Source organism: Azospirillum sp. B510 (assembly GCF_000010725.1).
Classification (GTDB): Bacteria; Pseudomonadota; Alphaproteobacteria; order Azospirillales; family Azospirillaceae; genus Azospirillum; species Azospirillum lipoferum_B.
On record NC_013857.1, the window covers coordinates 273381 to 287061 of the forward strand.

Annotated in this window: 12 protein-coding genes; 10 read left to right on the top strand and 2 right to left on the bottom strand. The window is 68.0% G+C overall.

Annotation, left to right across the window (positions count from 1 at the left end):
* Window positions 1-17 precede the first annotated feature (17 nt).
* Window positions 18-980 (bottom strand): TAXI family TRAP transporter solute-binding subunit, encoded by a 963-nt coding sequence (locus AZL_RS25715; RefSeq protein ID WP_042445631.1) that lies wholly within the window; start codon window positions 978-980, stop codon window positions 18-20.
* A 347-nt stretch (window positions 981-1327) separates the two neighbouring features.
* Here AZL_RS25715 and AZL_RS25720 point away from each other — a divergent pair, with 347 nt between their 5' ends.
* The 8 genes from AZL_RS25720 (at window position 1328) to AZL_RS25755 (ending at window position 10148) form a co-directional block, all read left to right on the top strand.
* Window positions 1328-1822 carry a (2Fe-2S)-binding protein gene (locus tag AZL_RS25720; protein ID WP_012977349.1) on the top strand — a complete coding sequence of 165 codons (495 nt, stop codon included), beginning with the start codon at window positions 1328-1330 and terminating at the stop codon, window positions 1820-1822.
* Between the two features lie 64 nt (window positions 1823-1886).
* Window positions 1887-4277, top strand: a complete 2391-nt coding sequence (locus tag AZL_RS25725) for a xanthine dehydrogenase family protein molybdopterin-binding subunit (RefSeq protein ID WP_012977350.1) — start codon at window positions 1887-1889, stop codon at window positions 4275-4277.
* 28 nt (window positions 4278-4305) lie between these two features.
* Window positions 4306-5097 carry an FAD binding domain-containing protein gene (locus AZL_RS25730; protein ID WP_012977351.1) on the top strand — a complete coding sequence of 264 codons (792 nt, stop codon included), beginning with the start codon at window positions 4306-4308 and terminating at the stop codon, window positions 5095-5097.
* 71 nt (window positions 5098-5168) lie between these two features.
* Window positions 5169-6092, top strand: coding sequence for an AAA family ATPase (locus AZL_RS25735; RefSeq protein WP_012977352.1), 924 nt, complete (start codon window positions 5169-5171; stop codon window positions 6090-6092).
* Between the two features lie 7 nt (window positions 6093-6099).
* The gene (locus AZL_RS25740; RefSeq protein ID WP_012977353.1) at window positions 6100-7317 is read left to right on the top strand and encodes a vWA domain-containing protein; all 1218 of its coding nucleotides are present in this window, start codon (window positions 6100-6102) and stop codon (window positions 7315-7317) included.
* Window positions 7314-7643: an XdhC family protein gene (locus tag AZL_RS25745; protein ID WP_173380524.1), complete on the top strand. Its 330-nt coding sequence runs from the start codon at window positions 7314-7316 to the stop codon at window positions 7641-7643. Before AZL_RS25740 ends, AZL_RS25745 begins: the two co-directional genes overlap by 4 nt.
* Window positions 7640-8356: an XdhC family protein gene (locus AZL_RS25750; RefSeq protein ID WP_012977355.1), complete on the top strand. Its 717-nt coding sequence runs from the start codon at window positions 7640-7642 to the stop codon at window positions 8354-8356. The genes AZL_RS25745 and AZL_RS25750 overlap by 4 nt, the downstream gene beginning before the upstream one ends.
* A gap of 124 nt (window positions 8357-8480) precedes the next feature.
* The gene (locus AZL_RS25755) at window positions 8481-10148 is read left to right on the top strand and encodes an NTP transferase domain-containing protein (RefSeq protein ID WP_012977356.1); all 1668 of its coding nucleotides are present in this window, start codon (window positions 8481-8483) and stop codon (window positions 10146-10148) included.
* On the opposite strand, the gene AZL_RS25760 is transcribed toward AZL_RS25755, so the two are convergent.
* Entirely contained in the window at window positions 10105-10803 is a 699-nt protein-coding gene (locus AZL_RS25760; protein ID WP_012977357.1) for a type 1 glutamine amidotransferase, read from the bottom strand. The two genes, AZL_RS25755 and AZL_RS25760, sit on opposite strands and share 44 nt — an antisense overlap.
* A 182-nt stretch (window positions 10804-10985) precedes the next feature.
* Here AZL_RS25760 and AZL_RS25765 point away from each other — a divergent pair, with 182 nt between their 5' ends.
* Together AZL_RS25765 and AZL_RS25770 are read left to right on the top strand one after the other, a co-directional pair.
* Window positions 10986-12500 carry a bifunctional metallophosphatase/5'-nucleotidase gene (locus AZL_RS25765; RefSeq protein ID WP_012977358.1) on the top strand — a complete coding sequence of 505 codons (1515 nt, stop codon included), beginning with the start codon at window positions 10986-10988 and terminating at the stop codon, window positions 12498-12500.
* Between the two features lie 108 nt (window positions 12501-12608).
* A complete protein-coding gene (locus tag AZL_RS25770) occupies window positions 12609-13676 on the top strand; it encodes a hypothetical protein (protein WP_012977359.1) in 1068 nt (355 codons plus the stop codon).
* Window positions 13677-13681 lie beyond the last annotated feature (5 nt).

The window sequence follows — 13681 nt, forward strand, 5'->3', positions numbered from 1 at the left end:
CTCCGCCCGGCCGCCGCTCACATCAACCCCTTTTCCTTGTAATATTTGACGGCGCCGGGGTGCAGCGGCACCGGCGATTGGGTGGCTGTCTGGTCGAGCTTGATCTGCTTGGCGGCGACATGGGCGGCGGCGAGCGCGTCGAGATTCTCGAACAGCGTCTTCGTCATCGCGTAAGCCGCATCGTCCGACACGCCGGAATGGCTGACCAGCAGGTTGCGGACGGCGGCGGTCGGCACCGCCTCGGTCTGGCCGGGATAGGTCCCGGCCGGGATCGTCTCGGTGATGTAGGCGGGATCGCCGACCTTCCGCACGATGTCGGCCGGGATGCTGACCACGGTGATCTCCTGCGACGAGGACAGATCCTTGATCGCCGCCACGCCGAGCCCGGCGGAAATCAGCGTCGCGTCCAACTGACGGTTCTTGATCAGGTCGACCGATTCGCCGAAGGGCAGATACTCGGTCTTGGCGAAATCCTTGTAGGTCAGGCCGGCGGCGCCGAAGATCGCCCGCGCGTTCAACTCCGTCCCCGACTTCGGCGCCCCCACCGACACCCGCTTGCCCTTGAGATCGGCCAACGTCCTGATGCCCGACTCCTTGGCGGCCACGACCTGGATGTAATTCGGGTAGATGGCGGCGATGGTGCGCAGCTTGTCCAGCTTCTGCTTGAAGCCGACCTCCTCGTTGCCCTTCCAGGCATCGCTCAGCGAATCGCCCAGCGTGAAGCCGATCTCGCCACGTCCGGCCTGAAGAAGGTTCAGATTCTCCACCGACGCCTTGGTCGCCTGGGCCGTCACCTTCGCCCCCGGCAGCGCCTTGCCATACACGTTCGACAGCGCCACGCCGAGCGGATAATAGACTCCGCTGGTGCCGCCGGTCAGAACGGTGATGAAGGTCTCCGCCCTGGCCGGAAGCGCCGCGAGACCGATGCCGGCGGCCATGCAGAGCGTCAGGATCCGGCGCGTCACGGATGGGCGATTCATTGCGGCTCTCCCTGTCATCGTTGCGGCACCCGGATCGTTGCCGGGTGGATTTGTTCGTACACCCACAGCAGGCGGGCGGCCCCAACCCACTGTAACGCGCCACAAAATTGCGCGCCAGTACGTACAATCCGACATAACGATGGTTGACATGCCATTCTTTCGGCCAAGACATGCACAGGCTCCTTGACCTTGGTGGGCGGACACCCCCTATCCTTGTGGCGAAGGACCGCCGGCCTGAGGTGGACACCGCCATGGCCACGGCGCAAGGCGCATCATCCGACAGTGAACAGTCCCAACTGCACGCCAAACGACTGCGAGCCAGACTTCAGCCAGCGGGAGGAAAACCGATGTCCTGTAGCGTTTCGATGACCGTCAACGGCAAGACGGTGTCGCGAGAGGTGGAGGAGCGCACGCTGCTCGTCACCTTCCTGCGCGAGCATCTCGGCCTGACGGGCACCCATGTCGGCTGCGACACCAGCCAGTGCGGCGCCTGTGTCGTCCATGTCGATGGCCGGTCGGTGAAATCCTGCACCACGCTGGCCGTCCAGGCCAACGGGGCGGCGGTGACCACCATCGAAGGGTTGGCGGCGGCCGACGGCACGCTGCACCCGATGCAGGCCGCTTTCCGCGAGCATCACGGGCTGCAATGCGGTTTCTGCACGCCGGGCATGGTGATGAGCGCCGTCGATCTGGTCCGCGAGAATCCCAACCCGACCGAGGCCGAAATCCGCGAGGGGCTGGAGGGCAACATCTGCCGCTGCACCGGCTATCACAACATCGTCAAGGCGGTGAAGGCGGGAGCCGAGGCGATGGCCGCACCGGCGCGGATCGCGGCCGAATAACAGGACGAAACGTCCAGAACAGGCATTTCCGCATCTTACGCGTTCCTGTGGGAGGAAACACGAGATGGCGAACCCCAATGGCATCGGCGCCTCGGTGCGCCGGCGCGAAGACCAGCGCTTTCTGACGGGCCGCGGCAACTACACCGACGATTTCAAGCGCCTGAACATGACCCATGCGGTCCATGTGCGCTCCCCCTACGCCCATGCCCGCATCCTGGGCATCGACTTCGCCGACGCGGCGGCGATGCCGGGCGTGGTCGCCGTGCTGACCGGGGCCGACATGGAGGCCGACAAGGTCGGCAGCCTGCCCTGCGGCTGGCAGATCCATTCCAAGGACGGCTCGCCGATGAAGGAGCCGCCGCATTACCCGCTGGCGCGCGACCGCGTGCGCTATGTCGGCGACGCGGTGGCGGTGGTGATCGCCGAGACCCGCGAGCAGGCGCGCGACGCCGCCGAGATGGTGGTGGTCGATTATGAGGAGTTGCCGGCGGTCGGTTCCTCGACCCGTGCGATCGCCGGCGGCGCTCCGCTGGTCCATGACGATGCGCCGGACAATGTCTGCTACGACTGGCATCTGGGTGACAAGGCGGCGGTCGATGCCGCCTTCGCCAACGCCGCCCATGTCGCGACGATCGATCTGGTCAACCAGCGTCTGGTGCCGAACGCGATGGAACCGCGGGCGGCGATGGGCGAATACGACCAGTCCAGCGGCGAATACACGCTGACCACCACCAGCCAGAACCCGCATGTCACCCGCCTGCTGATGGGCGCCTTCGTGCTGGGCATTCCCGAGCACAAGCTGCGGGTGGTGGCGCCCGACGTCGGCGGCGGATTCGGCTCCAAGATCTTCCATTACGGCGAGGAGGCCGTCGTCACCTGGGCGGCGCGCAAGGTCGGCCGGCCGGTGAAATGGACAGCCGACCGCTCCGAAAGCTTTTTGACCGACGCCCATGGTCGCGACCATGTCAGCCATGCCGAGCTGGCGATGGACGCCGACGGCAATTTCCTGGCTTTGCGCGTCTCGACGCTGGCCAATCTCGGCGCCTATCTGTCGACCTTCGCTCCGTCGATCCCGACCTACCTCTACGCCACCCTGCTGGCCGGGCAGTACAAGACCCCGGCGATCTACGCCGAGGTCAAGGCGGTCTTCACCAACACCTCCCCGGTCGACGCCTATCGCGGCGCCGGCCGGCCGGAAGCCTGCTATCTGATCGAACGGCTGGTCGATGTCGCGGCCGGCGTGATGGGCATGGACAAGACGGAGATGCGCCGCCGCAACTTCGTCCCGAAGGAGGCGATGCCCTACCAGACCCCGGTGGCGCTGCAATATGACACCGGCGATTTCGCCAAGAACCTGGACATCGCCCTGCCGCTGGTCGATTACGCCGGCTTCGAGCGGCGCCGGGCCGAATCGAAGGCGCGCGGCAAGCTGCGCGGCATCGGCTTCGCGACCTACATCGAAGCCTGCGGCATCGCCCCCAGCAATGTCGCCGGTGCTCTCGGCGCCCGCGCGGGACTCTATGAATGCGCGGAAGTCCGTTTCCATCCAACGGGTTCCGTGACGGTCTTCACCGGCGCCCACAGCCATGGCCAGGGCCATGAGACCACCTTCGCCCAGATCGTGGCGGAGCGCTTCGGCATCCCGATCGAGAATGTCGAGATCGTCCATGGCGACACCAACAAGATCCCCTTCGGCATGGGCACCTACGGTTCGCGCTCGCTCGCGGTCGGCGGATCGGCGCTGGTGAAGGCGATGGACAAGGTGGAGCGCAAGGCGAAGAAGATCGCCGCCCACATGCTGGAGGCCGCCGAAACCGACATCGAGGTGAAGGACGGCCGCTTCACCGTCGCCGGCACCGACAAGAGCCTGGGCATCGGCGACATCGCCCTGCAAGCCTATGTCCCGCACAATTTCCCGCTCGACGAGTTGGAGCCGGGGCTGGACGAGCAGGCCTTCTACGATCCGAAGAACTTCACCTATCCCAACGGCTGCCATGTCTGTGAGCTGGAGATCGACCCCGACACCGGCGTCACCACCATCGTCGGCTTCGCCGCGGTGGATGATTTCGGCAACGTCATCAACCCGCTGATCGTCGAGGGGCAGGTGCATGGCGGCCTGGTCCAGGGCATCGGACAGGCGCTCTACGAGAACTGTGTCTATGACGAGGAGTCGGGCCAGCTCGTCACCGGCTCCTACATGGACTATTGCATGCCGCGGGCGGACGATGTCCCATCCTTCACCGTGCGCTATCACGAGGACCAGCCCTGCACCCACAACCCGCTGGGCGTGAAGGGCTGCGGCGAGGCCGGAACCATCGGCGCCGCCGCCGCCGTGATGAACGCGGTGGTGGATGCGCTGTCGGACTATGGCGTCACCCACATGGACATGCCGGCGACGCCGGAGAAGGTCTGGCGGACCATCCGCGACGCTGCCCCCGCCATGGCGGCGGAATAAGACGGCCGAAGAAGAAGGAGGCTAGAGAATGTACGCGTTCACGTACCACCGGCCGACATCGCTCGCCGACGCGGCCACCGCCATCCAGGCGGAAGAGGCCAAGCTGCTGGGCGGCGGTCAGACCCTGCTGCCGACGTTGAAGCAGCGGCTCGCCCGGCCGACCGACCTGATCGACCTCGGCGCCATTGCGGAGCTGAAAGGCATCCGCGAGGCTGATGGCGGGCTGGAGATCGGCGCCTTCACCCGCCATGCCGAGGTCGCCCATTCCGACCTCGTCAAGCGGGTGATCCCGGCGCTGGCCAGCCTCGCCGAGGGCATCGGCGACCGGCAGGTCCGCAACATGGGCACGATGGGCGGCTCCATCGCCAACGCCGATCCGTCGGCCGACTATCCGTCGGCGGTGGTGGCGCTGAAAGCGACGGTGACCACCGACCGCCGCACCATCGCCGGCGACGACTTCTTCACCGGCATGTTCGAAACCGCACTGGAGCCGGGTGAGATCGTCAAGTCGGTGCGCTTCGCCCGACCCGACAAGGCGGCCTACGCCAAGTTCCGCAACCCGGCCAGCCGCTACGCCATCGTCGGCGTCTTCGTCGCCAAGTTCGGCGTGGAAGTGCGGGTGGCGGTGACCGGTGCTGCCGGCTCGGTCTTCCGCGCCGAGGCGTTCGAGGCGGCGCTCGCCGCCGACTTCCGTGCCGAAGCGCTGAACGGCCTGTCGGTGGAGGCCGACGGGCTGAACGCCGACATCCACGCCAGCGCCGACTACCGCGCCCACCTCGTCACCGTGATGGCGAAGCGGGCGGTGGAGGCGGCGGGGTGATTTGGCTCCCTCTCGCTCTCCCGGCTGGGAGAGCGAGAGGGCATTCCTCGCCCCTCTCTCCAAGGCCCTTCATGACCACTACCCTCCCCGCCTCGGTCGATGATACGCTGGCGCTCCTCACCCGCGGCAACTACGTCGCCGACCGCTCTTTGGCGACCGCGCTGTTCCTGGCGTTGAAGCTGAGGCGCCCGCTGTTCCTGGAGGGCGAGGCCGGCGTCGGCAAGACCGAGATCGCCAAGGTCCTGTCGGCGACGCTCGGCCGCAAGTTGCTGCGGCTGCAATGCTATGAGGGGCTGGACGCCTCATCCGCCGTCTATGAGTGGAACTATGCCCGCCAGATGATGGAAATCCGGCTGGCCGAGGCGTCGGGCGGACAGGACCGCGAAACGCTGGCCGCCGACCTGTTTTCCGAGCGCTTCCTGGTCAAGCGCCCGCTGCTCCAGGCGCTGGAGCCGGACCTCGCCGGGCCGCCGGTGCTGCTGATCGACGAGCTGGACCGCACCGACGAGCCGTTCGAGGCCTATCTGCTGGAGATCCTGTCCGACTATCAGGTCTCCATACCGGAATTCGGCACAATCCATGCGCCGGAGCCGCCCATCGTCATCCTCACCTCCAACCGCACGCGCGAGATCCACGACGCGCTGAAGCGGCGCTGTTTCTATCATTGGGTCGATTACCCCAGCGCCGCGCGGGAGCGCGAGATCGTCGCGGTCAAGGCGCCGCAGGCCGATGCCCGGCTGGCGGCCCAGGTGGTGGGATTCGTCCAGACCCTGCGCGGCCTGGACCTCTACAAGGCGCCGGGCGTGGCGGAGACGCTGGACTGGGCGCAGGCCCTGGTCGAGTTGAACCAGCTGGAGCTGGAGCCCTCCATCATCAACGACACGCTGGGCACGCTGCTGAAATATCAGGACGACATCGCCCGCATCCAGGGCGGCGAGGCGGCGCGCATCCTGACCCAGGTCAAGACCGAGCTGGCCGCCACCACCGCCCGGTAAGGCCGTCATGACCGACGACGCGCCGGCCGGGCGCCTCACCCTCAACCTGATGCATTTCGCCCGCGCGCTGCGCGCCGCCGGCCTGCCGGTCGGCCCCGGCAAGGTGCTCCAGGCGGTCGAGGCGGTGGAGGCGGTCGGCCTGTCCAACCGCACCGACTTCTATTGGGCGCTGCACGCCATCTTCGTGAACCGCAACGACCAGAGCGAGCTGTTCGACCAGGCCTTCCACGTCTTCTGGCGCAATCCGGACATCCTGAAGAAGATGATGTCGCTGATGCTGCCGAAGGTGCGGACCGAGGCGCCGCCCGACCAGCCGGAGATGGCCCAACGCCTCGCCGAGGCCCTGCATGGCGGCGGCACCGAACGGGAGGAGCCGGAGAAGACCGAGATCGAACTCGACGCCTCCTTCACCGTATCGGCCGCCGAACGGCTTCAGGACAAGGATTTCGAGAAGATGACGGGGGAGGAGATGGCGCAGGCCAAACGCCTGCTCGCCCGTCTCGCCCTGCCGCTGGCGGAGGTGACGACGCGGCGCCACCGCCCCGACCCGGCGGGGCCGCGCGTCGATCCGCGCGCCACGCTGCGGCGCATGCTGCGCAACGGCGGCGATCTGTCCGATCTGGCCCGCAAGCGTCGCCGCACCCGGCCGCCGCCGCTGGTGGTGCTGTGCGACATCTCCGGCTCGATGACCCGCTACTCCCGGATGCTGCTGCATTTCATGCATGCGGTCACCAACGACCGCGACCGGGTGCACAGCTTCGTCTTCGGCACGCGGCTGACCAACATCACCCGCCATCTGCGGCACAAGGATGTCGATGTGGCGCTGGACGCCGTATCGGGCGCGGTGGCCGACTGGTCGGGGGGGACCAGGATCGGCACCGCGCTGCACGCCTTCAACCGGACCTGGGCGCGCCGGGTGCTGGGCCAGGGGGCGGTGGTTCTTCTCATTACCGACGGGCTGGACAGGGATGCAGGGGAAGGGCTTGCGGCAGAGGCCGAACGGTTGCACAAAAGCTGTCGGCGGCTCGTCTGGCTGAATCCTTTGTTGCGATGGGAAGGCTTCGCGCCGAAATCCTCGGGCATCCGGGCGCTGCTGCCGCATGTGGACGATTTTCTTGCGGCCCACAGCCTGAACAGCCTCGCGGATCTGGCCGGCGTCCTGTCGGCTGATGGTCCGCGTCGTAGCCCGGGCTTGCGCCGCTGGTTGAAGGAGGCGGCGGGATGAACGACACCCTGATGGCGGACAACATCATAGAGCAGGCGGCCGCGTGGCGGTCCGCCGGCCGCAGGGTGGCCCTGGCGACCGTCGTGTCGACCTGGGGCTCCTCGCCGCGGCCGGTCGGCAGCCAGATGGCCGTCGACGACCGTGGCTCGATGGCCGGTTCGGTGTCCGGCGGCTGCATCGAAGGTGCGGTCGCGCATGAGGCGGCCAAGACGATGGAGGATGGCGAGGCGCGCCTGCTGTCCTTCGGCATCACCAACGAAATGGCCTGGGAAGTCGGGCTGGCCTGCGGCGGGCAGGTGCAGGTCTATGTCGAGGCCGTGGAATGAAACGCGAAATTCTTGACCGGCTGCTGGCGGCGAAGGCCGCCGCCGTTCCGGCGGCCCTGGTGACCGATCTGAACAGCGGCCTCCAGACCCTCGTGTTCGAGGACGCCGTCCATGGCGGCTTCGGGTTGGAGCCAGACCTGTTGGACGAGGTGCGCCGGCGCATCCGCCAGGACCGTTCCGGCCTGCTGGTCGATCCGCAGGACGAGGACGGATTCCGCCTGTTCGTGCATGTCCACAACCCGGCCATGCGGCTGCTGATCGTCGGCGCCGTGCACATCGCCCAGGCGCTGGCGCCGGTGGCGGTGCTGACCGGCTATGACGTGACGGTGATCGACCCGCGTGGCGCCTTCGCCACCGAGGCGCGCTTCCCCGGCGTCAAGCTGAATCATCTATGGCCGGACGAGGCGCTGGCCGAGCTGAAGCCCGATGTCCGCACCGCCGTGGTCACGCTGACCCATGATCCCAAGCTCGACGACCCGGCGTTGATCGCCGCTCTGCGCTCGCCCGCCTTCTATGTCGGCGCGTTGGGCAGCAAGCGCACCCACGCGCTTCGTCTCGACCGCCTGCGCGACGAGGGGCTGAGCGAGGCCGAGGTGAAGCGGATCCGTGGCCCGGTCGGCCTGTCGATCGGCGCGGTCACCCCGGCGGAAATCGCCATCGCCATCATGGGGCAGATCACCTGCGTGCGGCGCGGCGAGAATCATCCCTGCTGACGGCTGAGGATCGGGATGGGGGAGTGGTCGTCTCCCTCCACCCCATACCTTCAGCCCATTGCCCGGTTCCGGCGCGGTTGCCATATCCGTGGGCATAGCTCGTCCGTGCCCTTCCGGAGCCTCCATGCATTTCGGCCCGCTTCCCCTGTCCGACGCCGAGGGCGCGATTCTCGCCCATTCCCTGCGCCTGGGCACCATCGCCTTCAAGAAGGGCCGCCGGCTGTCGGCCGATGACATCAAGGCCCTGGGCGCGGTCGGCATTGCCGAGGTGATCGCGGCCAAGCTGTCCGACACCGACATCGGCGAGGATGCCGCCGCCGCCCGCGTCGCCGCCGCCGTGGCCGGCGGATCGGTCCAGGTCGCCGCCGCCTTCACCGGCCGGGTCAATCTGTTCGCGCAGGCGCGCGGCCTGCTGCGCCTCGACCCGGCGCGCATCGACGCCATCAATGCGATCGAGGAGAGCGTAACCATCGCCACCCTGCCCGACCTCGCCCCGGTCGAGCCCGGACAGATGCTGGCCACCGTCAAGATCATCCCCTTCGCCGCTCCTCTCGCCGCGGTCGAGCGGGCGGAGCGGCTGGCCGCCGATGGGGTGCCGCCGCTGGCCGTCCTGCCCTACCGTCCGCTGTCGGTGGCGCTGATCCAGACGCGGTTGCCGGGGGTGAAGGACAGCGTGCTCGACAAGACCGTGACCGTGACGCGGGAGCGGGTCGAGGCATTCGGCGGCAGCCTGGTCCATGACTCGCGCTGCGCCCATGACGAGGCGGCGCTGGCGGCGCAAATCGGGGCGGCACCGCTGGCCGACCTGCTGCTGATCGCCGGCGCGTCGGCCATCACCGACCGGCGCGACGTGCTGCCAGCCGCCATAGAAAGGGCCGGCGGCGTGGTGGAGCATTTCGGCATGCCGGTCGATCCCGGCAACCTGCTGCTGCTGGCCCGGCGCGACGGCAAGCCGGTCCTGGGGCTGCCGGGCTGCGCGCGCTCGCCCAAGCTGAACGGTTTCGACTGGGTGCTGCAACGCATCGCCGCCGGCATTCCGCCGGGCCGGGCCGACGTGATGCGGATGGGCGTCGGTGGGCTGCTGGCCGAGATTCCGACGCGCCCGCTGCCGCGCGCCGGCGTCGCGGCGGACACGCCGCGCGCGCCGCGCGTCACCGCGCTGGTGCTGGCCGCCGGCCGCTCCAGCCGCATGGGGCCGACCAATAAGCTGCTGGCCGAGATCAATGGCGCGCCGCTGGTCGCCCGCGCGGTCGATGCCGCCCTGGCCTCGCAAGCGGCCGGCGTCATCGTCGTCACCGGACATCAGGGGGAAAGCGTGGCGCGGGCGCTGGCCGACCGCCCCGTCACCTTCGTCCACAATCCCGCCTTCGCCGACGGGCTCAGCAGTTCACTGCGCGCGGGGCTGGCGGCGGTGCCCGGGGAGTCGGATGCGGTGGTGGTGTGCCTGGGCGACATGCCGCGGGTGGCGTCGGCGGTGATCGACCGGCTGATCGCCGCCTACAGCCCGCTGGAGGGCCGCGCCATCTGCATTCCCACCACTCATGGCAAGCAGGGCAACCCGGTGCTGTGGGACCGGGCCTTTTTCGCTGAGATGGCGGCGCTGGCCGGCGACGCCGGGGCCAAGCGGCTGATCGGCCAGCATGCCGACCGGCTGTGCGAGGTGCCGGTCGACGACGCCGGCATCCTCTACGACGTCGACACCCCCGACCTGCTCGCCCGCTTCGCCGGGATGGCCGGCAACGGCATGGTCAGCGGGCCAGATCCAGCCAGCGCCGGGTCATCGCCCGGGTGAAGCGCTCCGCAACCGGCATGTGCGTGGTGATGGAATCCTCCAGCCCGTGCAGCATATCCGCATTGGTCTCCCGCGCCTCCTCGCGGATGCGCGAGGCCCAGCCGCGCAGGATGTCGCCGGTGGCCTCGGGATGGAACTGGAAGGCGTAGGTGGCGCGGCCGAGACGAAAGGCCTGCCGCTCGCAGGCGGGGCTGTGGGCCAGCGGCACGGCGCCGTCCGGGAACTCGAAGGTGTCGTAATGCCATTGGGCGAGGTTCAGCTCCGGACCGAAGCCACCCAGCAGCGCATCCTCCCTGCCGTCATCGGTCAGGCTGACGGTGTGGATACCCAGTTCCGGCGTGGTGTGGCGATAGACCTTGGCGCCATAGGCGCGGGCGGCGAGCTGCGCGCCCAGGCAGATGCCCATCACCGGACGGTCGGCGTCGGTGAAGTCGCGGATGCTCTCCATCACCCGGCCGAAATGCGGCCCCTTCGCGTCATCCCAGGCGTCCTGCGGGCCGCCCAGCACCACCAGACCGGCGTAGCCGTCCTTGTCGGGAATCGCCTCCCCCTCGTTGGCGGCGATGGTGACGAGGCTGGCGCCATTGTCGGTCAGCGCATCGCCCACCAGACCGATGGGAGCGGTACGGCTGTTCTGGATGACCAGGATGCGCATGGGTCGGCTCGGCTCGCGTCGTTGGCACGGATATCATGAAGTTGTGAGACCGTCGCGAACGGAGTTCAAGCCACAGCCGCTCCCGATCGCCTGCCCCGCTGTGCAAAGCCGCTATGCGCGGCGGCCGAAAGCTGGTCTAGAGTGCGCCCGGCACCCTTGTTTCCCTCCGGAGGTCTCCGCGCATGTCAATCCGCCCCAGCCTGTTCGCCGCACCGCTGTTCGCCGCTATTCTGGGAGCCGCCCTGCCCGCCTGGGCGCAGAACGGCACGCTGACCTTCCTGCACGTCAACGACGTGTACGAGATCGCGCCGGTGAAGGGACAGGGTGGATTCGGGCCGCTGATGACCCTGCTGAAGCGCGAACGCGCCACGGCTCCCGACGCGATCACCACCGTCGGCGGCGATTTCCTTTCGCCGTCGCTGCTGTCGGGCACGACGCGGGGCGAACAGATGATCGCGCTGTTCAACGCCATCGGCGTCGATGCGGTGACCTTCGGCAATCATGAGTTCGATTTCGGCCCCGATCTGCTGAAGCAGCGCATGGCCGAATCGAAGTTCCCCTGGATCGGCACCAATGTCCGTCTGGCCGACGGCTCCGCCTTCGCCGGCACGGTGCCGAGTTGGACCCGGACCATCGACGGCATCAGCGTCGGCTTCCTCGGTCTGATCACCCCCGATACCGCCCGCCTGTCGAGCGCCGGACCGAGCCTCAGCTTCCCGCCGGTGCTGGAGACGGCGGCGTCGGCGGTGAAGGAGTTGCGGGCGAAGGGGGCCGCGGTCGTGGTGGCGCTGACCCATCTGACCATCGCGGAGGACCGGGAACTGGCGTCCAAGGTCAAGGGCATCGACCTGATCCTCGGTGGCCACGATCATGACCCGATCAGCTTCTACGAGGGCTCCACCCTGATCCTGAAGGCCGGGCACGACGCCCAGTATCTCGGCGTCGTCAAGCTGGCGGTGGAAACCAAGGATGCCGGGAAGGGGCCGGCGACCACGACCATCCCGACCGAATGGCGCTTCGTCACCACCGCCGGCGTCGCCCCGGATCCGGCGGTCGAAACGGTGGTCGATGGCTATACCAAGCGTCTGGACAGCGATCTGGCCGCGGAGATCGGCACGACGACGACCGAACTGGACAGCCGCAAGGATGTGGTGCGCAGCCGCGAATCGAGCATGGGCAATCTGATCGCCGATGCGCTGCGCGAAACGTTGAAGGCCGACGTCGCCATCACCAACGGCGGCGGTATCCGCGCCGATGCGCTGCATCCGGCGGGAGCCCGGCTGACCCGTCGCGACATCTTCGCCGAACTCCCCTTCGGCAATGTCGGCGTGCTGGTGGAGATGTCGGGCCAGGATCTGATCTCCACCCTGGAACATGGTGTCAGCAAGGTGGAGGAGAAGGCTGGCCGCTTTCCCCAGGTCTCCGGCCTGACCATGACCTACGACCCCAAGGCGCCGGCGGGGCGGCGGGTGACCTCCGTCCTGGTTGGCGGCAAGCCGGTCGATGCGCAGGCGACCTATCGCGTCGCCACCAACGATTACATGCTGAAGGGCGGCGACGGCTATGCCGCCTTCCCGCGCGCCAAAGTCATCGTCGACGCTTCGGGGGCGGTGTTGCTGGCGACCATCGTGATGAATTATGTCGAATCCAAGAAGACGGTGGCACCCGAGGTCGAGGGCCGGGTCGTGGCAAAATAACGCAGCGATGGGGACTTTATGGAGCGCCATGCCGCCACTCCGTTGCGCAAGGCGGGCATTCCCATTTAGGGTAGTCTGCCTGTCCCAGTCCGCGCCGAAGGCTGCCGTATGTCCGACACCGTGTCCGCCCGCTCCAACGACTTCGCCCAGATCTTCAACACCGCCCATGGCGAGGCCGGTCTGGGCCGGGTGTCGATCGCCCACATTCTCCAGCGCGTCCAGTCCGACCCGAGCTTCCTGTTCAGCGAGGAGTTCCGCCGGGGCGCCGGGCAATGCCCGTTCCATGCCGGGGCGACAGCGGACAAGGCGGAGGGACCGGAGGGGGAAGCGTCGAATCCCCAGGCACCCATCCCCCAGGATGATGCCGACAAGGTGGCGGTCAACAGCCTGTTGTCGCTGCTGTTCAACCGCCTGCGCGACCATATCGCCGAGAAGCTGCCCTTCGACGCCGACGGACGGCCGATGCTGCCGATTCCGCCGCGTTCGCCGCATGGGCTGGATCCGGCCGACCGCGCCGCCATGGCGGCGGCGGAACCGGATGTCTTCTGCTCCGTCCTGCGTGACGCCACCTGCCATCTGCTGGATGGGCTGATCACCGGTTGGGCCGTCGATCTGGTGCATGAGGAGGAGTATTTCCGCTCCCAGGGCTCCGGAGCCATCTCGTTGGAGGCGGCGGCGACCTTCGTCCTGCGCACGGTGCTGGAACATTCGCCGCTCTACCAGCGCGCCGGCTACGACATGCTGTCGATCACCAAAACCGGCAGCCATACGGCGATCCATATCTGCTGGGCCCTGGTGGAAGCGGCTCCTCTGCTGGTCCCCGGCCGCGACGCCGCCTTCTACGACGACCTCGTCCACCGCAGCCTGAAGCAGATCGTGCCGCTGTCGATGGCCAGCCTCGGCATGCTGGTCCATTACATGGAGGAAAGCGGGATCGAGCCGCCCGACGGTCTGGCCGTGCACCGGTTGCCGAAGAACCAGGCCGCCTTCGTGCTGGACGGCAACGGGCTGATCCGGCTGAACGCCGAGCCCATCGTCACCTTCGCCAAGCCGGGGGAGCGATACTACACCGGCTGCCCGGCCTTCTACACGACCAATCTGATCAAGCTGTATCTCGACATCGTCGCCGGGCTGGCCCTCGACTATTCCGTCTATGACCGCTTGCAGGAGGGTTGAGCCCG